The 24,267-nt window shown below is 64.3% G+C and carries 23 protein-coding genes; 20 read left to right on the forward strand and 3 right to left on the reverse strand.

From position 1 onward, the window contains the following. Positions 1–21 precede the first annotated feature (21 nt). The 18 genes from GCM43_RS08240 (at position 22) to GCM43_RS08325 (ending at position 19,652) form a co-directional block, all read left to right on the forward strand. Positions 22–312, forward strand: coding sequence for a DUF427 domain-containing protein (locus GCM43_RS08240; protein WP_152243073.1), 291 nt, complete (start codon positions 22–24; stop codon positions 310–312). Positions 313–314: 2 nt separating this feature from the next. Further along, entirely contained in the window at positions 315–1,274 is a 960-nt protein-coding gene (locus GCM43_RS08245) for a DUF2157 domain-containing protein (protein WP_152243075.1), read from the forward strand. Then, the gene (locus tag GCM43_RS08250; protein ID WP_152243077.1) at positions 1,271–2,926 is read left to right on the forward strand and encodes a GDYXXLXY domain-containing protein; all 1,656 of its coding nucleotides are present in this window, start codon (positions 1,271–1,273) and stop codon (positions 2,924–2,926) included. Before GCM43_RS08245 ends, GCM43_RS08250 begins: the two co-directional genes overlap by 4 nt. 196 nt (positions 2,927–3,122) lie before the next feature. Further along, positions 3,123–4,373, forward strand: a complete 1,251-nt coding sequence (locus GCM43_RS08255; protein ID WP_152243079.1) for a metal-dependent hydrolase — start codon at positions 3,123–3,125, stop codon at positions 4,371–4,373. Positions 4,374–4,376: 3 nt separating this feature from the next. Then, positions 4,377–6,128, forward strand: coding sequence for a cation:proton antiporter domain-containing protein (locus GCM43_RS08260; protein ID WP_152243081.1), 1,752 nt, complete (start codon positions 4,377–4,379; stop codon positions 6,126–6,128). Between the two features lie 64 nt (positions 6,129–6,192). Next, positions 6,193–7,137, forward strand: a complete 945-nt coding sequence (locus GCM43_RS08265; RefSeq protein ID WP_152243083.1) for an ion transporter — start codon at positions 6,193–6,195, stop codon at positions 7,135–7,137. A 9-nt stretch (positions 7,138–7,146) separates the two neighbouring features. Further along, positions 7,147–8,127 (forward strand): 3-oxoacyl-ACP synthase III family protein, encoded by a 981-nt coding sequence (locus tag GCM43_RS08270; protein ID WP_152243085.1) that lies wholly within the window; start codon positions 7,147–7,149, stop codon positions 8,125–8,127. 16 nt (positions 8,128–8,143) lie between these two features. Then, the gene (locus tag GCM43_RS08275) at positions 8,144–9,181 is read left to right on the forward strand and encodes an NAD-dependent epimerase/dehydratase family protein (RefSeq protein ID WP_152243087.1); all 1,038 of its coding nucleotides are present in this window, start codon (positions 8,144–8,146) and stop codon (positions 9,179–9,181) included. Then, positions 9,174–10,004 (forward strand): MBL fold metallo-hydrolase, encoded by an 831-nt coding sequence (locus GCM43_RS08280; RefSeq protein ID WP_152243089.1) that lies wholly within the window; start codon positions 9,174–9,176, stop codon positions 10,002–10,004. Before GCM43_RS08275 ends, GCM43_RS08280 begins: the two co-directional genes overlap by 8 nt. After that, positions 10,001–11,293 carry a F390 synthetase-related protein gene (locus GCM43_RS08285; protein WP_152243091.1) on the forward strand — a complete coding sequence of 431 codons (1,293 nt, stop codon included), beginning with the start codon at positions 10,001–10,003 and terminating at the stop codon, positions 11,291–11,293. The genes GCM43_RS08280 and GCM43_RS08285 overlap by 4 nt, the downstream gene beginning before the upstream one ends. Beyond that, complete coding sequence (locus GCM43_RS08290) at positions 11,290–11,928, forward strand: phosphatase PAP2 family protein (protein WP_152243093.1); 639 nt, start codon at positions 11,290–11,292, stop codon at positions 11,926–11,928. Before GCM43_RS08285 ends, GCM43_RS08290 begins: the two co-directional genes overlap by 4 nt. Beyond that, positions 11,925–13,037 (forward strand): sterol desaturase family protein, encoded by a 1,113-nt coding sequence (locus GCM43_RS08295; protein WP_152243095.1) that lies wholly within the window; start codon positions 11,925–11,927, stop codon positions 13,035–13,037. Before GCM43_RS08290 ends, GCM43_RS08295 begins: the two co-directional genes overlap by 4 nt. After that, positions 13,034–14,140, forward strand: coding sequence for an acyl-CoA desaturase (locus tag GCM43_RS08300; RefSeq protein ID WP_226929393.1), 1,107 nt, complete (start codon positions 13,034–13,036; stop codon positions 14,138–14,140). Before GCM43_RS08295 ends, GCM43_RS08300 begins: the two co-directional genes overlap by 4 nt. 68 nt (positions 14,141–14,208) lie before the next feature. Beyond that, the gene (locus GCM43_RS08305; protein ID WP_152243099.1) at positions 14,209–14,790 is read left to right on the forward strand and encodes a GbsR/MarR family transcriptional regulator; all 582 of its coding nucleotides are present in this window, start codon (positions 14,209–14,211) and stop codon (positions 14,788–14,790) included. After that, positions 14,787–15,431, forward strand: a complete 645-nt coding sequence (locus GCM43_RS08310; protein ID WP_152243101.1) for a DUF4166 domain-containing protein — start codon at positions 14,787–14,789, stop codon at positions 15,429–15,431. The genes GCM43_RS08305 and GCM43_RS08310 overlap by 4 nt, the downstream gene beginning before the upstream one ends. Continuing rightward, positions 15,428–16,891: a TIGR01777 family oxidoreductase gene (locus GCM43_RS08315; protein WP_152243103.1), complete on the forward strand. Its 1,464-nt coding sequence runs from the start codon at positions 15,428–15,430 to the stop codon at positions 16,889–16,891. Before GCM43_RS08310 ends, GCM43_RS08315 begins: the two co-directional genes overlap by 4 nt. A 66-nt stretch (positions 16,892–16,957) precedes the next feature. After that, positions 16,958–18,415, forward strand: coding sequence for a pyridoxal phosphate-dependent decarboxylase family protein (locus GCM43_RS08320; RefSeq protein ID WP_152243105.1), 1,458 nt, complete (start codon positions 16,958–16,960; stop codon positions 18,413–18,415). Then, positions 18,408–19,652 carry an ATP-grasp domain-containing protein gene (locus tag GCM43_RS08325; RefSeq protein ID WP_152243107.1) on the forward strand — a complete coding sequence of 415 codons (1,245 nt, stop codon included), beginning with the start codon at positions 18,408–18,410 and terminating at the stop codon, positions 19,650–19,652. The genes GCM43_RS08320 and GCM43_RS08325 overlap by 8 nt, the downstream gene beginning before the upstream one ends. On the opposite strand, the gene tsaD is transcribed toward GCM43_RS08325, so the two are convergent. Continuing rightward, complete coding sequence (gene tsaD / locus GCM43_RS08330; protein WP_152243109.1) at positions 19,638–20,678, reverse strand: tRNA (adenosine(37)-N6)-threonylcarbamoyltransferase complex transferase subunit TsaD; 1,041 nt, start codon at positions 20,676–20,678, stop codon at positions 19,638–19,640. The genes GCM43_RS08325 and tsaD overlap by 15 nt on opposite strands. A 201-nt stretch (positions 20,679–20,879) precedes the next feature. On the opposite strand from tsaD, the gene GCM43_RS08335 reads away from it, so the two are divergent. Beyond that, positions 20,880–21,287: a Rieske (2Fe-2S) protein gene (locus GCM43_RS08335; RefSeq protein WP_152243111.1), complete on the forward strand. Its 408-nt coding sequence runs from the start codon at positions 20,880–20,882 to the stop codon at positions 21,285–21,287. A gap of 10 nt (positions 21,288–21,297) precedes the next feature. Here GCM43_RS08335 and GCM43_RS08340 read toward each other — a convergent pair whose 3' ends face one another. Together GCM43_RS08340 and GCM43_RS08345 are read right to left on the reverse strand one after the other, a co-directional pair. Then, entirely contained in the window at positions 21,298–22,359 is a 1,062-nt protein-coding gene (locus tag GCM43_RS08340; RefSeq protein WP_152243113.1) for a 3-deoxy-7-phosphoheptulonate synthase, read from the reverse strand. A gap of 105 nt (positions 22,360–22,464) precedes the next feature. Next, positions 22,465–23,148 carry a hypothetical protein gene (locus GCM43_RS08345; protein ID WP_152243115.1) on the reverse strand — a complete coding sequence of 228 codons (684 nt, stop codon included), beginning with the start codon at positions 23,146–23,148 and terminating at the stop codon, positions 22,465–22,467. Between the two features lie 103 nt (positions 23,149–23,251). On the opposite strand from GCM43_RS08345, the gene ybiB reads away from it, so the two are divergent. Further along, positions 23,252–24,241, forward strand: a complete 990-nt coding sequence (gene ybiB / locus GCM43_RS08350) for a DNA-binding protein YbiB (protein WP_152243117.1) — start codon at positions 23,252–23,254, stop codon at positions 24,239–24,241. Positions 24,242–24,267: the final 26 nt, after the last annotated feature.

A 24,267-nucleotide genomic window follows, 5' to 3' on the forward strand; every position in this document is an offset into this window, starting at 1 on the left:
CCTCCACAGGAGGATAGTCAAATGCCAACAGCAAGCTGGAATGGCGCCGTCGTTGCGCAAGCTGCCGACGACCAGGTGCAGATCGTTGAAAACAATGTGTATTTTCCCCTCGCCGCGGTCAAGCAGGATTGCCTGCGCGCCAGCAGCCACCAGACCGTGTGCCCATGGAAGGGCACGGCCAGTTATTACGATGTCGTGGTCGATGGCCAGGTCAACGCCAACGCCGCCTGGTATTACCCCGAGCCGAAAGACGCTGCCCGCCAGATCGCCGGCCATGTGGCGTTCTGGCGCGGCGTGCAGGTCGAGCGTTAGTCATGGACCTGCGTCTTGCCGTCTATCAACTGGCCCAAACCCATCAGCTTGATACACACCAAACCCGTCAATTGCACGAGCTGGCCGGCTTCGAGCAGGAACCGGCGCGCCTGGCGTACTGGTTGCCGCGCGGCGTGGCTGTATTGGGTGCCGCCTTGCTGGGGCTGGGCCTGATCTGCTGGGTTGCCGCCAACTGGGCAGACTTTGGCCGTAGCGGCCGCTTTGCTTTGCTGCAGGGCATTGTCGTTCTGGCCTGTCTCGGCGCCTTTGCCGCACCGAAAGCGCGTTCGCCGCTGCTGCTGATCGCCATGCTGGCCATCGGTGGCCTGTTTGCCTTTTTCGGCCAGACCTACCAGACCGGCGCCGATCCGTGGCAGTTGTTTGCCGTCTGGGCCGCACTGGCCTTGCCGCTGTGCCTGGTGGCGCGCAGCGATGTGCTGTGGACGCCGTGGATGCTGATCATCGCCACCGGCATTACGCTCTGGATACAGGCCCATGCGCACCGCAGCTGGCTGATCGACCCCGAGGACCTGGATCTGTATATGGCCGGCTGGGCAGCCTGGCTGCTGGCCTGCGCCTTTGTCTCGCCGCTGCTGGCGCGCTGGACCGGGGCCGGCCTGTGGCCGTTGCGCCTGGGTCTGATGCTGCTGATGATCTCGATCGTCGGCGCCGCCATCAGCGCGCTGTTCAGCTCGGCCATCGGCATGCTGTACTGGGGCGGGCTGGCGGTATTGCTGGTCGCCGCCGTAGTGCTGCAGACGCGCCGCCTGTTTGATGTGTTTGGCCTCAGTGCCGTCACGCTCGGTATCAATATCGTGCTCGTTGCCGGACTGGGTTCGCGCATGGTCGACACGCGTGATGACCCGATTGCCGGCATGGCCTTTACCGCCCTGACAGCGGCCCTGCTGCTTGCCGCCAGCGTCAAGTTCATTCTGTGGCGCACGCGCCAGGAGGCGCCATGAATCCGCGCAAACCCGATGCCTTATCCACACTGATGGACGCTGCCGTCCAGGCTCAGCTGTTGCGCGCCACGGCGGCGCGCCCGGAGCAGGATGTGCGGCCCTGGCCGGTGGTGCTGATGACGGCTTTTGGCGCCTGGCTGGCCGCGCTGCCCCTGATGCTGATGCTGGGCCTTATGCTGGGCAGTTTTCTTGAAAGAGGCATCGGTACCTATATCGTGGCGGCGCTGGCGCTTGCTGCTGCCTGCACGGTGTTGCGCCTGCGCAGCGTGTCGCTGTTTGTCGAGCAACTGGCCATTCCCGGCCTGCTGGTTGGCGGCGGCCTGCTGGGCTATGCGCTGTTTCGCGACCTGCACAGCCAGCTTGCCGCACTGCTGCTGGGCCTGACCTGCCTGCTGTTCGCCGTGATCCTGGCGCGCGACTGGCTGCGCGTGCTGCTCGGCTTTGCTGCCTGCGCGCTGCTGGCGCTATGCGGTGTGAGCAGCCATCAGAGCTGGTCTTTCAACAGCGACCCGACCAGCCTGTTTATTGCCTGGCTGCTGGCGCTGGGCGTATGGCTGGGCGTACACTGGGTACAGAAAGCCAGCTATGGCGACGGCCGCGGTGCGGCAGCGGCGGCCTATATCGAATCGGTCTCGACCGGCTGGGTGCTGGCCGTGCTGGCAGGACTGATCATGTGGTCCGGCAAGACGTTTTTGCTGGGCGCCAGCATGGGCGACGGCTGGGTCAGCGATATGGCCGACGAGGTGGCAACGCGCAGGCAGCCGTGGCAATTCCAGCTGCTGCAGGGCATCTCGGTGGCGCTGGCCATTGCTGCCGCGTTCTGGGCGCAGCATCGCTGGCCTTCGCTGCGCCAGTTGCCGGCGCTGGGCGTGGCGATTGTGCTGACCGTGCTGGCCTGGTTTATGCCGGCGCTGGGGCCGGTGCTGCTGATCCTCGCGTTTTGCGTGACCAGCGCGCGCCTGCGCGTGGCGACAGCGGCAGCACTGGCAGCAGCCTGGGTTATCGGCGGTTTTTACTATCAGCTGGCCTGGCCCCTGGCTAGCAAGGCGCTGGTGCTGGCGGTTGCCGGGCTGGTGCTGGCGGCGCTGTCCTGGTTGGCCGCGCGCGGCGCGGTGCGCAAGCTGGTCGACCAGGCCGGCGGCATGGAGCTGTCCGCGCCGCATGGCCGGCTGGTACGCCCCGGCGTGTTAGCTAGCCTGCTGGTGGTGCTGGCGGTGGCCAATATCGGCATCTGGCAAAAGGAAAAGCTGATCAGCGACGGCCAGCCGGTCTTTATTGCGCTGGCGCCGGCTGATCCGCGTTCGCTGATGCAGGGCGACTTCATGCGCTTGAATTTCCTGGCCTTGAATGCGTTTGACGCCGTGACCATGCACGGTGAACGCGTCAAACGCCCTTATATCGTACTTGCGCGCGACGAGCGCGGCATCGCCACGGTGCAGGGGCTGCATGAGGGCAAGCCGCTGGCGCCTGGCCAGTTCCTGATGCAACTGACACCGAAAGACGGCCGCTGGGCGCTGGTCACCGACGCCTGGTATTTCAAGGAAGGCGAGGCGGCGCGCTGGGAAAAGGCGCGCTATGGCGAGTTTCGCGTCATGCCCGATGGCCGCGCCTTGCTGGTCGGCATGCGCGGCGAACACCTGGAAGCGCTGTAGCGAGTACCTAACCCGCCAACCCGGGGTCAGTTCCGCCATCTGGACACAAGCTCATCTTTAAGAAGCCGGCGGCATGCTGCATGCTGGTTTTTCAGCAGCTGCCGGGAGTAGGTATCAGGGACGAGTTCGTGTCCGATTGGCGGAACTGACCCTGAGTTGGTGGGCAGGTGGCAGTTGCCTCCTGTAAAATTATCCAATGGATAATCTTACACATTCGGTGGTCGGTCTTGGCGTGGGCGAACTGGTACACCGCAGTTTGCCGGTCGAGCCGCAAGCGCCTGCCCAGCGCACGCGTCGTGCGCTGTTTTTGTTTTCAGCCTGGTTTGCCAGCAATGCGCCCGACCTGGATCTGATACTGACGCGGCTGCTGCCGCGCCCGTTTGGCTATATGCTGCACCATCGCGGCCATACGCATACTTTGCTGCTTGCCATACCGCAGGCCTTGCTGCTGCTGGCGCTGATCTGGCTGCTGTGGCCAGGTGCGCGGCGCCTGCTGCGTGACAGCGCGCCGGCCCGGCTGGGGCTGGGCATCTGCGTGATAGCCGGCTTCTGCCTGCATATGGGCATGGACTTTTTGAATTCCTACGGCGTCCATCCGTTCTATCCGTTCGACAACCGCTGGCTGTTTGGCGACATGGTGTTTATTGTCGAACCGATGTTCTGGGTGCTGCTGGGCGTGCCGGTGATCATGGCGATGCGCTACCGCCTGGTCAAAGGCGTGCTGTTGGCCGGCCTGGCGGCGGCGCTGTGCTTCTTTACCTACAAGCATTACCTGGCGCCGCTGTCGCTGGCCGTGCTGCTGGCGCTGGGTGCGCTGATGGCGCTTATGCAGGCGTCTCTGCAGTCGCGCGCTGGCGCAAACGGGCGCCGCGCCCTGCTGCTGGCGTTTGGCCTGTCGGCCGTGTTTATCGGCGCCCAGGGCGTGGCCTCGGCCATTGGGCGCGCGCGCGTGATTGCAGCCGTACAGACTGCCGACCCTGGCGTACGCGTGTGGGATGTGGCCATGACGGCATTCCCCAGCAATCCGCTGTGCTGGATTTATGTCTCGCTCGACAGCAAGGCCGACGACAGCTATACCTTGCGCCGCGGCACTTTGAACCTGCTGCCGGGTGCGATGGCGCCGAAAGCCTGTCCGGCCGGGCTGGCTGAAACGGGCAAGGGCGCCATGCTGGCGCCGGGAATTGCGCTGGCGGCGCAGGCCAAGGGCAGCCTGGCCAGCCTGCGCGCCATGCAGACCAGCAATTGCTATGTCGACGCCTGGTTCCGCTTTGCCCGCATGCCCAAGGTCAGCGCGCAGGAGCTGACGGACGTGCGCTTCAATCCCGATATGCAGCCCAACTTTACCACGGTGGAAATGGCGCAGTTCCAGGGCCGCGCCTGCCCGTCCTACGTGCCGGGCTGGGGCCATCCGCGCGCCGATATCCTGGGCCTGCCGGAAGGGAAATAGACGGTGGAAGAACAACACGCCTTGCCCTACCTGCGCGAAACGCTGCTGTTTCTGGCGCTGGCCGGCATTTTTATTCCCTTGCTGCAGCGTCTGCGCGTCAATCAGGTACTGGGCTTTCTGGCCGTGGGCGCCTTGTTCGGCCCGTATGGCTTCGGCCTGTGGGCCGGCGACTTTCACTGGCTGACTTATTTTTCGTTCGTGCGCGCCGAACAGGTCAGCGGCCTGGCCGAGCTGGGCGTGATGTTCTTGATGTTTATGATCGGGCTGGAGCTGTCGACCGAGCGGCTGTGGGCGCTGCGGCGCTGGGTGTTTGGCGGCGGCGTGGCGCAGGTGGCCGTCAGTGCCTGCCTGGTTGGCGCTGTCGCCTGGTATTGCGGCCTGTCGACTGAAGCTGCCATCGTGCTTGGGCTGGTGCTGTCGCTGTCGTCGACAGCGGTCGTGATGCAGCTGCTGACGGATCAGCGCTCCTTGCCCACGCCGGCCGGCCAGGCCGGCTTTTCGATATTGATGTTCCAGGATCTGATGGTGGTGCCGCTGTTTATCCTGATCGATGTGTTTGCCAGCGGCCACAGCGAAGACCTGGCCTATCTGCTCAGCTTTGCTGCCGTCAAGTCGGCTGGCGCCATCGTGCTGATCTATCTGCTGGGCCGGCGCGTGATCCGGCCGCTGTTCCAGTTTTTCGTGAAAAAGCACCAGCCCGACGTTTTCATGGCCTTGACACTGCTCAGTACGCTGGGCATCGCCGGCCTGACCTATCTGGCCGGCTTGTCGATGGCGCTCGGCGCGCTGCTGGCCGGACTGCTGCTGGCCGAAACGGAATTTCGCCATGAAGTCGAAGTGACCATCGAGCCGTTCAAGGGCTTGCTGATGGGGCTGTTTTTCATGTCGGTCGGCATGCAGATCGATGTGCGTGAGATCCTCAAGTCGCCGGTCTGGATACCGCTGGCCGTGCTGGGCCTGTTTGCCGCCAAGACGCTGGTGATCAGCGTGATTTTCCGCCTGGGCGGCTTTCACTGGGGGCGTGCGGTCGAATCGGGCGTGCTGCTGGGGCAGGGCGGTGAATTTGCCTTTATCGTGGTGGCTTATGCGCTGGGCACGCACCTGATTGCGCCGGAAGTGGCGCAGTTCGTGATGCTGGTGGTGGGCCTGAGCCTGTTTGCCACGCCGGCGCTGGCGAAAGGCGCGCGCGGCTTTGGCAACTGGTGGGAGCAGCGCCACCGCCATCAACTGGCCGACCTGGACGGCGGCGCGCTGCCGCCGCAGGGCGGCCGGGTAATCATTGCCGGTTTCGGCCGCGTCGGCCAACTGCTGGCCAAGGTGCTGACCGAACACGATATCGGCTACGTAGCGATAGAAAACGATGCGCGCCTGGTGACGACGCTGCATCCGCGCGGCTTTCCCGTCTATTTCGGCGACGCCTCGCGCGCCGAACTGCTGCAGAAGGTGCATGCCGACCGCGCCTGCGCGGTGGTGCTGACGATGGATCACCCGGCGTCGGTGCTGCACGCGGTGCGCGCGATCCGCCGCGAATACCCGCTGCTGCCCGTCTATGCACGGGCGCGCGATGAAGCGCATGCGGTCGCGCTGGCGCAGGCCGGCGCCACGCTGGTGGTGCCCGAGGCGCTGGAAGCGGCGCTGCAGCTGACGGCCACCGTGCTACAGACGGCAGGTATCGCCGAAGAGCGCGCCGCCGGCATCGTGCAGCTGGAGCGCGAACGGCGCGACGCCGTGCTGCTGGCCAAAAAAACGCCCTAGCCAAGCGTGCTGCAGTGTGGCAACGATTATGGCTACAATCACGCCTTATGAAGCTACTAACAATATGAAAACCGGCACCGGAACACGCCCCCTGACTGCGCAGCAGCAGGCGGCGCATAAAGCAGCACATAATGCAGCGCAAGAGGTACAGAAGCGATACGGCAAGCCCGAACAGGGCTGGCGCGCGAAGCTGTACGCGGTCATTTTTGAGTCCGAAACCCGCGCCGGGCGCACTTTTGATCTGCTGCTGATCGCCGCCATCCTGATCAGCGTGACGGTGGTGGTGCTGAGCAGCGTGAGCGCCATTGCGGCCCGTTACGGCCAGGAGCTGATGGCGCTCGAATGGTTCTTTACCGTTTTGTTTACCATCGAATATCTGGCGCGCCTGTGCTGCCTGCAGCATCCGGTGCGCTACGCCAGAAGTTTTTTTGGCGTGATCGACCTGCTGGCGATCGTGCCGACCTATATCGGCTTGCTGCTGCCAGGCGCGCATGTGCTGATCGATGTGCGCATCCTGCGTTTGCTGCGCATGTTCCGCATTCTCAAGCTGACCACCTATGTGCATGAATATACGATGCTGGGCCGGGCATTGCTGGCCAGCCGGCGCAAGATACTGATTTTCCTGTCGTTCGTGATGATGGTGGTGTTTTTGCTGGGGACCGTGATGTATGTCGTGGAAGGGCCGCAAAACGGCTTTACCAGCATCCCTACCTCGGTATACTGGGCCGTCAGCACCATGACCACGGTGGGCTTTGGCGATATCGCGCCCAAGACCGATATAGGACGCGCGATTGCTTCGATGATGATGCTGCTCGGCTGGGGCATCCTGGCTGTACCGACCGGCATCATCAGCTCGGAAATGACCATGCAGCGCGGCAGCCGCAACAGCCGTGACAGCGCCGCACGCCGCTGCGAAGGCTGCCTGGCCGATGACCTGCCGGAAGACGCGCGCTTCTGCCAGCACTGCGGTGACGCACTGCCGCCCCTGAAACCTGAAGTTGTCTTGTAAAGGCCGACAATGATCCCCGTTCGCCTGATTGCCACTGGCAAGGCTGTGCCGTCGCGCAGCGTCACTTCTGCTGAAATCGACCTCGAGTTCGGCCACCCGCCCGGCTATACGCTGCAGAAAAGCGGCGTGCAGTCGCGCTTCGTGGCCGCGCCCGATCAATCGCAAAGCCAGCTGGGCGCCGCCGCGCTGCAGGACGCACTGCAGCATGCCAATTTGCAGCCGTCCGATATTGACCTGCTGATCGGCGCCTGCGCCGTGCCCGAGCAGGCGCTGCCCAATACCGCCTGCTTTATCGCGCTGCATGCCGGCCTGCCGCCGGGCACACCGGCCTTTGACGTCAACGCCAGCTGCCTCAGTTTCATGGCGGCATTTCGCGTGGCCGCCTCGATGCTGGCCGATGGCGGTTACCGCCGCATTGCCATCGTCTCGTCCGACCTGGCCTCGCGCGGCGTCGACTGGCGCGAGCCGGAGTCGTCGATGATCTTTGGCGACGGCGCCGCCGCCGTGATCGTCGAACGCGGCGATGGCAGCAGTGGCATCCGTGCTTACAAAATGGCGACCTATCCTGAAGGGCGCCACCACTGCGAAATCCGCGGCGGCGGCACCGAACGCAATCCGCGCCAGGGCAGCGTGCCTGACGATTATCTGTTCCATATGGACGGCAAGGGCGTGTTCCGCCTGGCCGTCAAGGTGATGCCGGAGTTTCTCGACCAGTTGATGGCGGAGTCTGGCGTGGGGCTCGACCAGGTCGATGTCGTCGTGCCGCACCAGGCCAGTCCGCTGGGCCTGGCCCATGCCGCCCGCATCCTCGATGTGCCCGATGCTAAAATCGTCAAGATATTTGAAACCCATGGCAACCAGGTGGCCGCATCCTTGCCCACCGCGCTGCATGAAGCGGTGCGCTCCGGGCGCGCCATGCCGGGCCAGCGCCTGCTGATGATGGGCACGGCCGCCGGCCTGACGGTGGGCGGCATGATCGTCGACTTATAGGATCATAGGAGAGCGGATGCAGCGCATACTGGTCACGGGCGCCACCGGCGGGCTCGGTCGCAATGCAGTGCGCACCTTGCTGGAGCAGGGTGTGCAGGTGCGCGCCACCGGCCGCAATGCGGAAACAGGGCGCGAGCTGGAACGCATGGGCGCCGAATTTTTTCCGCTCGATCTGGCGCAGGCAACAAAGCTGCAGGCCGATGCGCTGGTACGCGGTATCGACACGGTCTGGCACTGCGCCGCGCTGTCGTCGCCGTGGGGGCGCGAGCAGGATTTTATCGCTGCCAATGTCACCGCTACCGGGCAACTGCTGCGCGCTGCCGCCAGTGCACACGTCAAGCGCTTCGTGCATATCTCCACGCCGGCCATGTATTTTGATTACCGCAACCGCTACGAGGTGCCGGAAACCTTCCGGCCCGAGCGCTATGTGAACGCCTATGCGCGCACCAAGGCGATGGCGGAAAAACTGGTGCAGGACAGCGCCGAACGCCATCCGCAGATGCTGTGCGTGATTTTGCGTCCGCGCGCCATCTTCGGCCCGCACGACCAGGTGCTGATCCCGCGTCTGGCGCGCGTGCTGCAGGAACGCGGCGGCAAGCTGCCGTTGCCCAATGGCGGCGCGGCCACCATCGACGTGACCTATGTCGACAATGTGGTGCATGCGATGTGGCTGGCCACTATCCACAAGTCACTGGTGTCAGGCGTGGCCTTCAATATCACCAATGGCGAACCGGCGCGCCTGTGCGATATTTTGCGCGCGCTGTTCTGCGATGAGCTGCAGCAGCCGTTCGAGATTGTCAGCCTGCCGTACCGCGTGCTGGCGCTGGCCGCGCGCGCGATGGAACTGGCTTCGCGCCTGACGCGGCGTGAACCGTCGCTGACCGCCTACAGTCTCGGCGCGCTGAGCTTTGACATGACGCTCGATAACGCCAAGGCGCGCAAGGTGCTCGGCTACCGGCCCATCGTCAGCCTGCAGGAAGGCATTGCGCGCACCGCCCGGTGGCTGCGCCAGGAAGCGGCTGCGCAGCAGCTGCCCAGGGAGCGCAATGGCTAGGATTACCGCTTTTCGCGTGGGCCACTGCACGCATCCATCGTGCATGGTGTTGAAGGGGAGCGGACTGGCCAGCCGCTGCTTCCCTTCGCGCGCCTACCTGATCGAGACACGCAATGGCCTGTATTTATGGGATACCGGTTACGCCGAACACTTTCGCGCCGCCACCGCCAGGGGCGTCTATCGCCTGTATGCGTGGGTGACGCCGATTGCGTTCGAGCCTAAAGAATCGCTGCGCGGCCAGCTGCGCGCGCATGGCGTGGCGCCCGATGATATCGGCACTTTGCTGCTGTCGCATTTTCATGCGGACCATATCGCCGGCCTGCGCGACTTTCCGGCAGCGCGCCTGATGGCGTCCCAAACCGGCTGGGACGCCGTGCGCGGCCTGTCCGGCTTTGCCGCCGTGCGCCAGGCGTTTGTGCCCGAACTGCTGCCCGATGATATCGAACAGCGGCTGGACTTTGTTGAAAGCGTGCCGCAGACGGCCTTGCCGGCTGCCTTGCAGCCGTTTGGCCACGGGCGCGATATCAGCGGCACCGGTGAAATCTATATTGTTGACCTGCCCGGCCATGCGCATGGCCATATCGGTGCTTTTGTGCTGCAGGACAGCGGCTGGACGCTGCTGGCCTCGGACGCGGCCTGGACGCCCGAGAGCTTCCAGCAGCTGCGCGGCCCGTCCGAGCTGTCGTTTATTATCCAGCACAAGCGCGCGCCGTATTACGACACGCTGCACAAGTTGCACCAGCTGCATGGCGCGGGCCAGGCGCAGATCCGCATTACGCATGAAGACACGGCCGACTACGTGCCGCTGGCGGGCCGTCCATGATGCGCATCGTCTGGCTGCTGCTGTCGTACTGGCGCACGCGGCGCCTGCGCTTTGCCAGCCGCGAGCAGCTTGAACAGCATCAGCAGCGGCAGCTGGCGCGCTTTATGCGCACCTTGTGCACGCGCAGCCGCTACTTTGCGCCATTTGCCGCTTTGCCGCTGGCGCAGTGGCCGTTGATGAACAAGGCGCTGATGCTCGAGCATTTCGACCGCATGAATACGGCCGGCGTCACGCTGGCCGAGGCGATGGCGGCGGCCATGGCGGCTGAGCGCAGCCGCGACTTTACGCCGGCCGTGGGCGAGATCACGGTGGGGCTGTCGTCGGGCACCTCGTCGCAGCGCGCCGTATTTACCGTCAGCCCGCGTGAAAAGGCGCAGTGGGCCGGCGTGATGCTGGCCAAGGCGCTGCCCAATGGCCTGTTTGCCGGCGAACGCGTGGCGCTGTTTTTGCGCGCCAACAGCAATCTGTACACGGCCGTGCGCTCGCCCTGGCTGACGTTTGCCTTTTACGACCTGTTCCAGCCTTTCGACAGCCTGTGCGCGCAGCTGACCGTCTACCAGCCAACGGTTGTGGTGGCACCTGCCCAGGTACTGCGCCAGCTGGCGCAGCGTGTGCTCGCTGGTGAGCTGGCCCTGGAACCGAAAAAAGTGATTTCCGTGGCCGAAGTGCTCGAAGAACAGGACCGAGCGCTGATCGAACGGGCCTTTGGCACCGTGCATGAAATCTACCAGGCCACCGAGGGTTTCCTGGCCAGCAGCTGCGAGCATGGCGTGCTGCACCTGAACGAGGAATACGTGCAGATCGAGCCACAGTGGCTCGATGCGCAGCAGCGCCGCTTCGTGCCGGTGATTACCGACTTTACCCGCACCACGCAGCCCATCGTGCGCTACCGGCTCGACGATATCCTGCTGGCGCGTGCCACGCCATGCGCTTGCGGGCGCGTCACGCGCGCCATCGACGGCATCGAAGGGCGCTGCGACGATATGCTGCTGCTGCCGTCGGCAGCGGGCGCGCCGGTAGCGGTGTTTGCCGATGTACTGACGCGCGCTTTTGCGCAGGCACTGCCGCCCGATGGCGACTACCGGCTGGTGCAGCACGGCGAGTGCGCCTTGCAGCTGCATGCGGCGCAGAATGCCGCTGGCCTGGCTGCCTTGCGCGCGCACCTAGAACAAATTCTCGGTGCCCTGGGCGTGGCAACCGAGCGCCTCGAATGGACACTGGACAGCACGCTGCCGCCGTTCGATCCCACCACGAAACGGCGCCGCATCGTGCGCAAGGCCGCAGCATGAGTGTCTGGGCGCGCCTGCTGCATCTGCTGGCTGGCTGGGGCAGCGTGGGCCTCGTGTATTTTTCCAGCGATCTGCTGCAAGGGCAGGGCGTGCTGCTGCCCGAAACGGCACTGGACCGTGCGATTGCCTATAGCGACTCGGCCATCTGGCTGTATCTGTCCTTCTTTATCCTGATTCCGTATGCTTATCTGGTAGCGCAGCCGCACAGGGTGCGCTGGCTGGCGCGTGCGATGGCTCTGTCGGCCCTGATGTGTGGCGTGGTGTTTTTGCTCTATCCGACCACGCTGGCTTATCCGCCGGTGGGCGAGGGCACGGGCTGGAGTACGCAGATGCTGCGCCTGCTGCAGGCGGCCGACTCCACCCAGAACTGCCTGCCTTCGCTGCACGGCGCATTGACGCTGCTGTGCGTCTGGGCGCTGGCCGAGCGTGAGCGCCCACTGCGCTCTGCCTTGTCTGTGCTGCTGGGGCTGGGCATCGCCTATGCCATTATTGCGCTGCGCCGCCATGTTAGCATCGATCTGGCCGCCGGCCTGCTGGTCGGTGTGGCGGGCGGCATGCTGGCAAAAATACAGGTAAGCTTGCCGTGTCGCCGCGCGCACAAGCAGCGCAGCGCCTCCTCGGAAATCGCGCCATGAACCATTTCGCCCTGACTTTTCTGATCATGCTGGTCTTTGTGCTGGCCGAACTGCTGATACTCAAATGGGTACGCAAGAAGCCGGTGCCATGGAAAGACGTGATCTTCAATCTCAATTCCGGCCATATCCTGATGTGGGTGTTTCGCGGCGTGGAAGTGGCGGCCTTTGCGCTGCTGCTGCGCTACGCCAACCTGCATGTCGTCGACCAGTGGCCGCTGGCGGCGCAGTGGGCGTTTGCCTTCGTGGCCTGGGATTTGTGCTTCTACTGGATGCACCGACTGCACCACAAGATTCCGCTGCTGTGGGCCGTGCATGTGGTACACCACCAGGGCGAGCATTTCAACCTGTCGCTGGGGGTGCGCAATTCCTGGTATTCGTCGCTGACCAATTTCCCGTTTATCGCCATCCTGGCCGTGCTGGGCGTGCCGCTGGAAGTATTCGTGGTGGTCTCGTCGCTGCACTATTCGGTGCAGTTCTACAACCACAACGCACTGGTCAACAAGTCGGGTTTCCTCGATAAAATCATGGTCACGCCCTCGCACCACCGCGTCCATCACGGCACCGACAAGCGCTATATCAACCGCAATTTCGGCGGCACCCTGCTGGTCTGGGATAAATGGTTCGGCAGCTTCCAGCCCGAACTCGACGGCGTGGAAATGCGCTACGGCGTCAAGGGCATGACCCCGACCCATAACCCACTGTTGGCCAGCAACGGCAAACTGTTCAAGTTGCTGCGTGCGCGTTTTCCGCACTGGCAGCAGCGCGCGCCGTTCGTGGTGCCGGAGCTGTATATCGGTCTCGGCGGCGTGATTCTGTTTGGTCTGGTGATCTACTACGTCAATCATGAGGCGGCGTTGTCAGGGCTGCAGCAGGGACTGCTGTTTGCACTGATCTTTGCCGGCACGCTGGCGCTGGGCGGCCTGTCGGATGCGCGCCGCTGGGGAGCACTGGCCTGGGTGGCGATTGCCGCGGCCACGCCGCTGCTGTTTATCGGCTGGTATGGCGCGTATGACGCCTGGGGCGTGGTGTTCCTGGCGCTGCTGCTGGTGCACGGCCTCGATGGCGCGCGCCGCCTGTGGTGGCCGGCGCGCAGGGAGAGCCAGGCTTGACGACCTTGCCGCCGCTGCGTTTCAAGCCTGCCCGCGATTCAGCGTTCCGCCGCGAACTGCGCGAGCGCGCCGACGCCTATCTGGCAGGCGCCGCCACGCACCGCTTTGCCGACTGGCGCATGTGGGCCAAATCGCTGGCACTGGCTGGCCTGGCCACGCTGCTGTATGTGCTGGCCTTGAACGCATCGGGCGTGGCCATGTTTGTTGCCTGCTATGTCGCCTGCCTGGTCACCGCCATGGTACTGGCCATGAACAGCCTGCATGACGGTGCCCACAGCGCCATGTTCCGCACCGGTCGCTGGAACCGTTTGCTCACGCGCCTGGTCAGCGTGCCGGTCGGCGTCGATACCGATTTCTGGACCATCCGCCATGTGCATTTCCACCATACCTACGCCAATGTCGAAGGCTACGACCTCGATACCGAACCCAATCCTTTTCTTCGTCAGACGCCGTACCAGGCCTGGTCGCCGCAGTACCGCTATCAGTATCTGTACTGGCCGCTGGTGGCGGCGCTGTCGCTACCCTATCTGAACTGGTATGGCGACTGGCTCGACCGCTTTGGCAAGACGCCGGTGGTCGTGCACAGCCGGCTGCAGGGCTGGCGCGGCTGGGCGGCCTTCCTGGGTTGGAAGCTGGCGCATGTGGCGCTGGTGCTGGCGCTGCCGATCTGGCTGCTGCATGGTAGCGGCATCGGCTGGGGCACGGTGCTGGGCGCGTACCTGCTGGGTCAGATGCTCGCTTCATGCGCGCTGGTGGCGCTGATTCTGGGCACGCACTGGGCCGAAGTCGAGTTCTTCCAGCCGGGGCAGGACGGCAGCCTGCCGCATGACTGGTATCAGCACACGTTTTACACGGCCTGCGACTGGACGCCAAAACCGCGCGCGCTGCGCTGGCTCGGTTACTGGCTGGGGGGCCTGAACCTGCACCTGACGCACCATCTGTTCCCCACCTGGAACCACCGCCATTACCCGGCGCTGGCGCGCATTATTGCCGAACTGGCGCCACGCCATGGACTGGTTTACCGCAAGATCGGCTACCGCGAGCTGCACGCATCGCAGCAGCAGTTCCTGCGCGCGATGGGACAGCGGCCGCTGAAAGATTGAATCGTATCGTGCTTGACTTGGTTTCTTGATCGTCTTACATTTCTGTAATGACAGAAATAAGGGAAATCATGGAGCTCAGTCCGACCACGCAAAAATATATCCTGCACTGGGGCGAGATGGGTACGCGCTGGGGTGTCAACCGCACGGTGGCGCAAATCCATGCCTTGCTGTTCCTGGCTAACGCGCCGCTGACGGCCGAAGAGATTGCCGCCAGCCTCAATGTGGCGCGCTCGAACGTCAGCAACAGCCTCAAGGAACTGCAAAGCTGGGGCCTGGTGCGCAGCACGCATGTGATGGGTGACCGGCGCGACCATTTCGTGGCGCTGCAGGACGTATGGGAAATTTTCCGCGTGATTATGGAACAGCGCAAGCGGCGCGAGATCGACCCGACCCTGACGGTGCTGCGCGAATGCGCAATCGAGGGCGCGCAGGACGCCGCGATCGAACCGGCCACGCTGGCGCGCATGGACGAGGTGCTGGCCTTCCTGGAAATGCTTGACACCGCCTACAGCGATTACAGCAATCTGCCGCCGGCCACCCTGCAGCGCATGCTGTCGATGGGCGGCAAGGTGGCCAAATTCTTCAGCCCCAATGACAAGACTGACAAAGCCGACAAGCCGGCCAAAGCCAGAAAGGCGGCAAAGCCATGAGCGGCCCATCGGAAGGGGAGTTGTTCAAAAAGGTACTGGGCGCACGCTGGCTCGAACTGCATCCCGATATCCGTCGCCGTTTCGAGAAAAATCCCGCACCGGGCCAGCCGCTCTACTACCAGGGGCAGCTCAGTGAGTTGAGCAGCTCGCGCCTGGGCAAGCTGCTGGGCCATCTGACGCGCCCGTTTATCGACGGCGCACTGATTCCCTACGATGACACCAATTTCCCGGTCGAGATCGAAGTCTATTCGCGCCCCGGTTGCCCGCATATTTTCAAGCAGCGCAATTACCGCCTGCATGGCCGCAAAGCCATCCGCTTTACTTCCTATATGGCCGAAAGCGCGCGCGGTGAAGTGCTGGAATATGTGGGCATGGGTCTGGGCATGAAGCTGCTGCTCGATGTCCGCGAAGGCAATCTGTACTTTACCAGCGACGGCTATTTTCTCGACCTGTTCGGCTGGCGCATGCCGCTGCCCGGCCTCTTCACGCCTGGCCAAACCTTTCTTTGCCACCGCAACGACAACCGGCAGCAATTCAATATCCGCATCGAGATACGCCACGCGCTGTTCGGTACTACTTTTACGCAAGTGGGCGTATTTCGCGAAGCATCCGGTCCTGCATCTTCCAAGGAGACACCATGAATACGCATCTGCTGGCGCTGCAGCTGATGGCAGCGCAAGGCTGCCTGGGCGCTTTTGACACCATCTACCATCACGAGATCACCGAAGCGCTGCCGCAAAAGGCATCGGCACGGCTGGAACTGACCATCCATTCGATCCGTGCACTGATTTACAGCGTGCTGTTTGCCGGCCTGTCTGCCTGGGAGTGGCATGGGGCCTGGGCCTGGGTGCTGGTCATCGTCTTCAGCGTGGAAATCGTGCTCACATTGTGGGACTTCGTGGTGGAAGACCGCACGCGGCTGCTGCCGGCCACCGAGCGCGTCACGCACACGGTGCTGGCGATCAATGCCGGCGCCTTTATCGCGCTGCTGGCCCTGAACAGCGCCGACTGGGCCGGCCAGCCGACCGCGCTGGTGTGGCAACCGTATGGGCTGCTGAGCGTGTTTCTGGCGTTGTGCGGCATTGGCGTGGGGCTGTCGGGCCTGCGCGACGGCTATGCTGCCTGGCAGCTGGGCCGGCGTACCAGCGCGCCGCAGGAACAATTGGGTGCGCTGTCTTTTGGCGCTGCGTCGCAACGTGTGCTGGTAACCGGCGCCACCGGCTTTATCGGCCAGCAGCTGGTAGCCACCCTGCTGGCCGATGGCCACCAGGTGACGGTGCTGACGCGCCAGCCCAAACAGGCGGCCTGGCAGTTCGACGGCAAGGTGCGCTGCATTACGTCTTTCGATGAATTGTCCGATGCGCAGCCGATCGATATGGTGGTCAACCTGGCTGGCGCGCGCATTGTCGGCCAGCGCTGGACGCCGGCGCGCAAGGCGGCCCTGCGGCGCAGCCGCGTGGCGCTGACGCAGCAGCTGGTGGCGTGGATTGCGCGCGCGCAGCACAAGCCGCGCCTGCTGCTGTCCGGTTCGGCCATTGGCTATTACGGCGTACAGCCACAGGGCGATGACCGCGAGTTGCAGGAAGAAAGTCCGCCGCAGCCGGTCTTCATGTCGCAGCTGTGCAGCGAATGGGAAGCGGCCGCGCAAGAAGCGCAGCAATACGGCGTGCAGGTGGCCTGCATGCGCCTGGGCCTGGTATTTGGCCACCAGGGTTCGCTGCCGCAGATGCTGCTGCCGATACGTCTGGGCGTTGGTGGCCCGCTGGGCAGCGGGCGCCAGTGGCTGTCGTGGATCCATGTGCATGACGTGCTGCGCGCCATGGCCCATATTGCGCGCGCCAGCCTGCATGGACGCGTTGACGGCGCCTACAACTTCTGTGCACCCGAAGCCATGGCGCAGCGCGACTTTGCGAAAACCGCCGCAGGCGTGCTGCACCGCCCGGCGCTGGTGCCGACGCCGGCCGTGGTGATGCGCACGCTGCTGGGCGAGCAGGCCGATTTGCTGGTCGAAGGCCAGCGCGTGGCGCCACGCCGGCTGCTCGGTGACGGATTTGTGTTCCGCTATCCGCAGGTGGAAGGCGCGCTGCGCAGCCTGGAATAATGTAAATGGCGCCCCGGGCAGTGGCGGCAGTGCGATAATTGCTTATCACCAGACCTTGACGCCATCATGCTGCCACCCGATCCGCCCTCACTCGACCCGGAAGACTGGGACGATTTCCGTGCGCAAAGCCATCGCATGCTCGACGATATGCTCGACTATGCGCAAGGCATCCGCCAGCGCCCTGTCTGGCAGGCCGCGCCCGAGACGGCGCGCGCCGCGTTTGCCCGGCCGCTGCCGCAGGCGCCTGGCCAGCTGGCCGACGCCCATGCGGTCTTTATTGAGCAGGTGCTGCCTTACGCCGTCGGCAATGTGCATCCGGGCTTTATGGGCTGGGTGCATGGCGGCGGCACGCCGGTGGGCATGCTGGCCGAGATGCTCGCTGCCGGTCTCAATGCCAATGTCGGTGGACGCAACCAGATGCCGGTCGAAGTGGAGCGTCAGATCGGGCGCTGGATGCGCGAGCTGTTCGGCTTTCCTGAGTCCAGCAGCGGCGTGTTCGTGACCGGCACCTCGATGGCCAATCTGATGGGCGTGCTGGTGGCGCGCACGCAGACGCTCGGCGTGGCCGCGCGCCAGCAGGGCCTCGCAGGCGCACCGCTGGTGGCCTACACCTCGGCCGGCGCCCATGGCTGCATTGCGCAGGCGATGGATCTGTCTGGCCTGGGCACGGCCAGCCTGCGCCGCATTGCCGTCAACGCAAGCCAGCAGATCGACGTGGCCGCGCTGGCGCAGGCGATTGCGCGCGACCGCGCCGCCGGCTTGCGGCCATTTTTTATCGCCGGCACCGCCGGCACGGTCGATACCGGCGCCATTGATGATCTGTCAGCGCTGGCCGACCTGGCCGCACGCGAAAAGCTGTGGTTCCATGTCGACGGTGCCTATGGCGCGCTGGGCATGCTGGCGCCCGCAATTGCGCCGCTATTGGCCGGCATCGAACGGGCCGATTCGATTGCCTTTGACTTCCACAAATGGGGCCAGGTGCCATATGACGCCGGCTATCTGCTGGTGCGCGATGGTGCGCAGCATATGGCGGCGTTTGCCGCGCCGGCCGCCTACCTGCGGCGCGAAGTGCGCGGCCTGGCCGGCGGTTCACCGTGGCCGTGCGACTTCGGTCCTGACCTGTCGCGCGGCTTTCGCGCGCTGAAAACCTGGTTCACGCTGCAGGTGCATGGCGCCGAGCGCCTGGGCGCGGCGATAGATCACACCTGCGCGCTGGCGCGCTACCTGGAACAGCAGGTCGAAGCGACGCCGGAACTCGAACTGATGGCGCCAGTCACGCTCAATATCGTGTGTTTCCGCCACCGTGGCCGCCCGCATGGCGACAGTGACGCTTTTAATGGCGAAATCGTGGCCGACCTGCATGAATCGGGCATTGCCGCGCCGTCGTCCACCACCATCGATGGTCATCTGGCGATCCGCGCCGCCATCGTCAATCACCGCACGCGCGCCGCCGATATCGATGCGCTCGTTGCCGGCGTACTGCGCTTTGGCGCGGCGCGCCTGAATGGAACCCCATATGAATGATCTGCTGCTGCAGGCGGCCACGCCCCATGCGCCCTTGATCGGCGTGGCGCCGCTGATGCGCCGCGCTTTCATGCACGAAGACCTGGCGCCGCTGGGCGAGGCGCTGATGGCGCGCGCGCAGGCTTTTCCTGATGATGCGCACGCCTGGCTTGATTTCTCCACCGTGCTGCAATTGAAGGGCGAGCGCGAGATGGCGCTGGCGGTGCAGGCGCAGGCGATCGAGCTGCAGCAGCACTACAGCCTGCCGGCGCAGCAAGCGTCCGGTAACGGCCTGCGCGTGCTGGTGATCAATGGGCCGGGCGACTTGATGTCCAATACGCCGATCGAATTCCTGGTCGAGCAGTCCGATGTGTCGCTCGAACTGCTGTACCTGACGGCCGATATGGCGTTTCCCGAGCTTGTGCCCGACCATGATGTGCTCCTGGTCGGCGTGGCCGAGTCGGATGCCAGCCAGCCCTTGCTGGCGCGCCTGGCCGCTTACCTTGAAGGTTGGCCGCGGCCGGTGATCAATCCGCCGCAGCAGATTGCGCATACCTCGCGCGATGGCCTGTTTGCGCAGCTGCACGATGTGCCTGGCGTGGTGATGCCGCGTACGGTGCGTCTCGAGCGCGCGCAGCTGGCCGCGCTGGCCAACGGAGAACTGACGCTGGGCGACTTGCTGCCCGGTGACGATTTTCCGCTGATCGTGCGTCCGCTTGGCTCGCACGCCGGGCATGATCTGGAAAAGATGGATAAGGCCAGCGATCTGCTGGCTTACCTCGACAGGGTGGATGCCGAGCGCTTTTATATGGCCCGTTTTGTCGACTACCGCAGCAGCGACGGCCAGTTCCGCAAATACCGCATCGTGCTGGTCGATGGGCTGCCGTATATCTGCCACTTTGCCGTCTCGTCGCACTGGATGATCCATTACCTCAATGCCGGCATGGACGAGAGCGTGGCCAAGCGCGAGGAAGAGGCGCAGGTGATGGCGAACTTCGAGCAGCAGTTTGCGCAGCGCCATGCAGAGGCGCTGCGCGCCATCGACGCGCGCATGGCCATGCCTTATCTGGGCATCGACTGCGCCGAGACGCCGGATGGCCAGCTGCTGGTATTCGAGGCCGACAACGCCATGATCGTGCATGCGATGGACGCCGAACAGATGTACCCGTACAAGCGCCCTGTCATGCAGAAGGTGTTCGAGGCGTTTCGCGCCATGCTGGGGCGCGCCGCCTCAAGTTGGCAATCAGACCTCGCGTAGTTCGTCCAGCGGCCAGCGCGGCCGCACATTGAACGAATAGTCGCGCTTTGCTGCCTGCGGGTTGATCTGCAGGCGCATGGCGCCGGCAAAGGCAATCATGGCGCCGTTGTCGGTGCAGAATTCCAGTTCCGGGTAGTAGACTTTGAAGCGCTTCTTGGCAGCAGCCGCATTGAGCGAGGCGCGCAGCTGTGCATTGGCGCCCACGCCGCCGGCAATCACCAGCCGCTTCAGGCCCGTATGCTTGAGGGCCGACACGCATTTGGCGGTCAGCACTTCGACGATGGCGTCGACAAAGCCGCGTGCGATATCAGCCTTGTCCTGCTCGCAGATATTGGCAATCACCTTTTCTTCGTGGTTTTTCACCACCGTCAGCACCGCCGTTTTCAGGCCGGAAAAGCTGAAATTGAAGTCCTTGGAATGCATCATCGGGCGCGGCAGCTTGTAGGCCAGCGGGTCGCCAAATTCGGCCAGGCGCGAAATGGCCGGGCCGCCGGGGTAGCCCAGGCCGAGCAGCTTGGCCGACTTATCGAACGCTTCGCCGGCCGCGTCGTCGAGCGTTTCGCCGAGCAGCGTGTACTGCCCCACGCCATCGACGCGCATCAGCTGCGTATGGCCGCCCGACACCAGCAGCGCAATAAACGGGAACTCGGGAGGTTCTGAGGCCAACAGCGGCGACAGCAGATGGCCTTCCAGGTGATGGATGCCCAGCACCGGCTTGTCGATGGCCAGGCCCAGGCTGCAGGCCACCGACGAGCCGACCAGCAGCGCACCGGCCAGGCCCGGGCCTTGCGTATAGGCGATGGCGTCGACCTTGTCGAGCGCGATATTGGCCTTGGACAGCGCTTCATCCAGCAGCGGCAGGGCGCGTCGGATATGGTCGCGCGAAGCCAGTTCCGGCACTACGCCGCCGTATTCTTCATGCATGGCCACTTGCGAATAAAGTGCGTGCGACAGCAGGCCGCGCTCGGTGTCATACAGGGCCAGGCCGGTTTCGTCACAGGAGGATTCGACGCCAAGAACAATCATGAAGATGGAAGATAAAAGAAGTAATCCGACATTGTAAAGGAAAGCCGGTGCACCTGTCCCTGCACCATTTCGGCGGCAAGCTGCACTTGCAGCGTGCATGGGCTCACGCGCAGACGCGCCTTGCGCCCTGATTTGCCTGCACAGTGCAGGTGGCATCGCTCTTGCTAGAGTAAGCCTGTGCATTTCTTGAGGGAGCTTGTGATGCCGGAACAATGGACGATGATTTGCCGCCTGAAGGACATGCCGCTGGCGGGCGCGCGCATGGTGCAGCGCGGCCTGGCCTGGCAGGAGCTGCCGGGCGTGGCGCTGTTTCGCGACGCGGACGATACCGTCCATGCGCTGCTCGATATGCTGCCGCTGCCGGGCGCCTCATTGGCCGGCGGCACGCTCGATGGCGCGCAGCTGCTGGGCCCGTGCGGCAGCTGGCTGGTCGATCTCGGCAGCGACCGGCTGGTCGCACCCGTGCAGGCAGCCGTGCGCCGCTATGCCGTACGCCTGATGGACGGACGCATTTATCTCGATGTAAAGGAACTCAATATCCCGGCCAGCCGAGCCGAGCAGGCGCTGGCCGGCTCGTTTGCGCTGCTGCCGCATGTGCAGATGGCGTGAATGACCTTGCTCAGGCCGGCCGATTAAGCAGCTGCGCATGCGCCTCGCGCAGCATGGTCTCGGTGGTGTCCCAGTCGATGCAGCCGTCGGTCACAGAGCAGCCGTAGGTCAGCTGCGACAGGTCCTGCGGGATTTTCTGGTTGCCCTTGACCAGATTCGATTCGATCATCACGCCCACCAGCGAGCGGTTGCCCTGGCGGATCTGGTGGATCACGTCGGCCATCACCAGAGGCTGCAGTTCAGGCTTCTTGTAGCTGTTGGCGTGCGAGCAGTCCACTACCAGGTTGGCCGGCAGCTTGGCCTTGGCCAGCGCCTGTTCGGCAATTGCGATCGACACCGAATCGTAGTTCGGGCGGCCGTCGCCGCCGCGCAGCACCACGTGGCCATAGGCGTTGCCGCGCGTGCGCACGATGGACACATTGCCTTCGCCGTTAATGCCCAGGAACGAGTGCGGGTGGGCCGATGACAGGATGGCGTTGATGGCGATGCTGATGTCGCCGTCGGTGCCGTTCTTGAAGCCCACGGGCGTCGACAGGCCCGACGACATTTCGCGGTGCGTCTGCGATTCGGTGGTGCGCGCGCCGATGGCGGTCCAGGCAATCAGGTCGCCCAGGTATTGCGGCGAGATCGGATCGAGCGCTTCAGTGGCGGTCGGCAGGCCCAGTTCGCACACATCGAGCAGGAACTGGCGCGCCTTTTCCATGCCTTCGTTGACCTTGAACGAATCGTCCATGTACGGATCGTTGATATAGCCCTTCCAGCCGGTGGTGGTGCGCGGCTTTTCAAAATACACGCGCATCACCAGCAGCATGGTGTCCTTGACTTCTTCCTGCAGCGCCTTCAGGCGGCGTGCATAGTCGAGGCCGGCGACCGGGTCGTGGATCGAGCAGGGGCCGACCACCACGAACAGGCGCTGGTCCTTGCGGTCGATAATGTCGCGCAGCGCTTCGCGGCCACGGTTGACGGTGTCAAAGGCGCTGGCCGACAGCGGCAGTTTCGCGTGCAGCTCGGCCGGCGTGGGCATCGGCGCAAACGAGGTGACGTTGATATTTTCGATGTCTGGCGTATTCATGATCTGGCTGGGCTTTCGTTCGCATGCTTATAAAGAGGCAATAGTGTAGCGGAAATGCGCCCTGCCAGCCGATAGCGGCTCAAAACGCCGCCGTTCTGTCGGTTTTCAGTGCAGCGCGAACGCGCCAGCCTGCTCCTTTATGTCCTGCCGCGCCACGCACTGGCCGCGCCGGGCCAGTGCCGGCGGCTTGGGCAGATTCGGGTGGCGCCGCACATGCGCCATGATCACCGCTGTATGCTGGGCAATCTGCTGGTCGAGGCAGGCAATCTGCTGCTGCAGCAGCGCATGCAGCGCCTGCTGGCCGGTCGCCAGGTGGGCGTCGAGGCGCTGGCATTCCTGCTTGCGCACCGCCTCGATCGCCGCCAGGCGGCGCAGCCACAGCCGCAGCTCCATGCAGGCCGGCGACGGCGGCGTCCAGCGCGCTGGCAGGGCGACGGCGCCGTAGCGGGCCAGCATCACGGCGCTATGGCCGGCGCCCGCGCCCAGTCCTTGCTGGTGTGCAAACTGTTCCAGCGCAGCCGGTTCGACTGCGCATACCTGCATGCCCATCAGAACCAGATTGCGCGCGGCAACTTCGCCATATGGCTGGTCGAAGCGCATGCAGATGCGCAAGCCATTTGCCTCTGCGCCGTTTTTCTGCAGCCAGCTGCGCAGCCAGCGGTAGCCGGCCAGGTCGTTTTCCACCACCTTGACCAGCACTTCGCCCTGCTGCAGCAGCACCGCTTTCAGGTGCAGCCTGCTTGTTTCAATGCCCACGACCGGATGCTGTGCGCCGCTTGAATGTTCCATGATGATGCCCTCCTGACGTTGATACGTGGCAGACTGGCAACTGGATTCAAAAATCACGCTGCCTGGCGCTGATGGCGCGCCGGTTTGCGTGTAAGCTCGGGCCATGACTACTGTATCCATACCCCATACCGACGTGGCCGGCGAGCCTTTCCCGGCCGCCCGCTTTATCAAGGAAATCGGCCGCGGCAAGAATGGCGCGCGCAGCATGACGCGCGACGATGCGCGCGCGCTGTATGGCGCCATGCTGGCAGGGCGCGTGTCCGAGCTGGAACTGGGCGGCATTTTGTTGTCGATGCGCATCAAGGGCGAATCGGTTGACGAGATCGCCGGCTTCCTGGAGGCGGCCGAAGCGTCGTTTGCACCATTGCACGCACCGGCCGGGCAGTACGCGCCGATCGTGATTCCCAGCTATAACGGCGCGCGCAAGATGGCCAACCTGACCGCCTTGCTGGCGCTGCTGCTGGTGCGCGCCGGCGCACCGGTGCTCGTGCATGGCGTCACCAGCGATCCGGGCCGCGTGACCACGGCCGAAGTGCTGGCCGCACTGGGCGTGCCGGCCGCAGCCAGTCTTGCCGAGGCGCAAGCTGCCATGGCGCGCGGCGAGGCCGCGTTTATGGCCATCGACACGCTGGCGCCGGCCATGGCGCATCAGTTGTCGCTGCGCCGCATACTCGGTGTGCGCAATTCAGCTCATACGCTGGTCAAGATCATGCAGCCGTTTGCCGGCCCGGCGCTGCGGCTGGTGTCGTACACGCATCCCGAGTACTTGGAAATGCTCGGTGAATATTTCACCACGGCAGCGCCAGGCGGACGCGGCGACGCCTTCCTGATGCGCGGCACCGAAGGCGAAACGGTGGCCAACGCCAACAAGGCCCAGCAGATCGACTGGTTCCACGCGCATCAACGCACGGTGCTGGTGGAAAAGCAGGCGCTGGTCGGGCAATTGCCGGACTTGCCGGCCGAGCGCGATGCGGCTACCACGGCTGCCTGGATACAGGCCGTGCTGCGCGGCGAGGTGCCGGTGCCGCCATCGATAGCCGAGCAGGTGGAACAGTGCCTGATGGCCTCGCGCAAGATTGCCGGCGGCGCCTGAAGGCGCGCCAGCGTTTACAATGCTGC

Source organism: Janthinobacterium aquaticum (assembly GCF_009208565.1).
Classification (GTDB): domain Bacteria; phylum Pseudomonadota; class Gammaproteobacteria; order Burkholderiales; family Burkholderiaceae_D; genus Janthinobacterium.

What these genes read in the sequence shown, in the direction of transcription:
- GCM43_RS08345 (WP_152243115.1), bottom strand. Translation starts at nt 23,148, where the DNA reads ATGGAACATTCAAGCGGCGCACAGCATCCGGTCGTGGGCATTGAAACA.
- GCM43_RS08325 (WP_152243107.1), top strand. Translation starts at nt 18,408, where the DNA reads ATGAATGATCTGCTGCTGCAGGCGGCCACGCCCCATGCGCCCTTGATC.
- GCM43_RS08335 (WP_152243111.1), top strand. Translation starts at nt 20,880, where the DNA reads ATGCCGGAACAATGGACGATGATTTGCCGCCTGAAGGACATGCCGCTG.
- GCM43_RS08305 (WP_152243099.1), top strand. Translation starts at nt 14,209, where the DNA reads ATGGAGCTCAGTCCGACCACGCAAAAATATATCCTGCACTGGGGCGAG.
- GCM43_RS08290 (WP_152243093.1), top strand. Translation starts at nt 11,290, where the DNA reads ATGAGTGTCTGGGCGCGCCTGCTGCATCTGCTGGCTGGCTGGGGCAGC.
- ybiB (WP_152243117.1), top strand. Translation starts at nt 23,252, where the DNA reads ATGACTACTGTATCCATACCCCATACCGACGTGGCCGGCGAGCCTTTC.
- GCM43_RS08240 (WP_152243073.1), top strand. Translation starts at nt 22, where the DNA reads ATGCCAACAGCAAGCTGGAATGGCGCCGTCGTTGCGCAAGCTGCCGAC.
- GCM43_RS08265 (WP_152243083.1), top strand. Translation starts at nt 6,193, where the DNA reads ATGAAAACCGGCACCGGAACACGCCCCCTGACTGCGCAGCAGCAGGCG.
- GCM43_RS08320 (WP_152243105.1), top strand. Translation starts at nt 16,958, where the DNA reads ATGCTGCCACCCGATCCGCCCTCACTCGACCCGGAAGACTGGGACGAT.
- GCM43_RS08310 (WP_152243101.1), top strand. Translation starts at nt 14,787, where the DNA reads ATGAGCGGCCCATCGGAAGGGGAGTTGTTCAAAAAGGTACTGGGCGCA.
- GCM43_RS08270 (WP_152243085.1), top strand. Translation starts at nt 7,147, where the DNA reads ATGATCCCCGTTCGCCTGATTGCCACTGGCAAGGCTGTGCCGTCGCGC.
- tsaD (WP_152243109.1), bottom strand. Translation starts at nt 20,678, where the DNA reads ATGATTGTTCTTGGCGTCGAATCCTCCTGTGACGAAACCGGCCTGGCC.
- GCM43_RS08255 (WP_152243079.1), top strand. Translation starts at nt 3,123, where the DNA reads ATGGATAATCTTACACATTCGGTGGTCGGTCTTGGCGTGGGCGAACTG.
- GCM43_RS08245 (WP_152243075.1), top strand. Translation starts at nt 315, where the DNA reads ATGGACCTGCGTCTTGCCGTCTATCAACTGGCCCAAACCCATCAGCTT.
- GCM43_RS08295 (WP_152243095.1), top strand. Translation starts at nt 11,925, where the DNA reads ATGAACCATTTCGCCCTGACTTTTCTGATCATGCTGGTCTTTGTGCTG.
- GCM43_RS08285 (WP_152243091.1), top strand. Translation starts at nt 10,001, where the DNA reads ATGATGCGCATCGTCTGGCTGCTGCTGTCGTACTGGCGCACGCGGCGC.
- GCM43_RS08340 (WP_152243113.1), bottom strand. Translation starts at nt 22,359, where the DNA reads ATGAATACGCCAGACATCGAAAATATCAACGTCACCTCGTTTGCGCCG.
- GCM43_RS08315 (WP_152243103.1), top strand. Translation starts at nt 15,428, where the DNA reads ATGAATACGCATCTGCTGGCGCTGCAGCTGATGGCAGCGCAAGGCTGC.
- GCM43_RS08280 (WP_152243089.1), top strand. Translation starts at nt 9,174, where the DNA reads ATGGCTAGGATTACCGCTTTTCGCGTGGGCCACTGCACGCATCCATCG.
- GCM43_RS08250 (WP_152243077.1), top strand. Translation starts at nt 1,271, where the DNA reads ATGAATCCGCGCAAACCCGATGCCTTATCCACACTGATGGACGCTGCC.
- GCM43_RS08275 (WP_152243087.1), top strand. Translation starts at nt 8,144, where the DNA reads ATGCAGCGCATACTGGTCACGGGCGCCACCGGCGGGCTCGGTCGCAAT.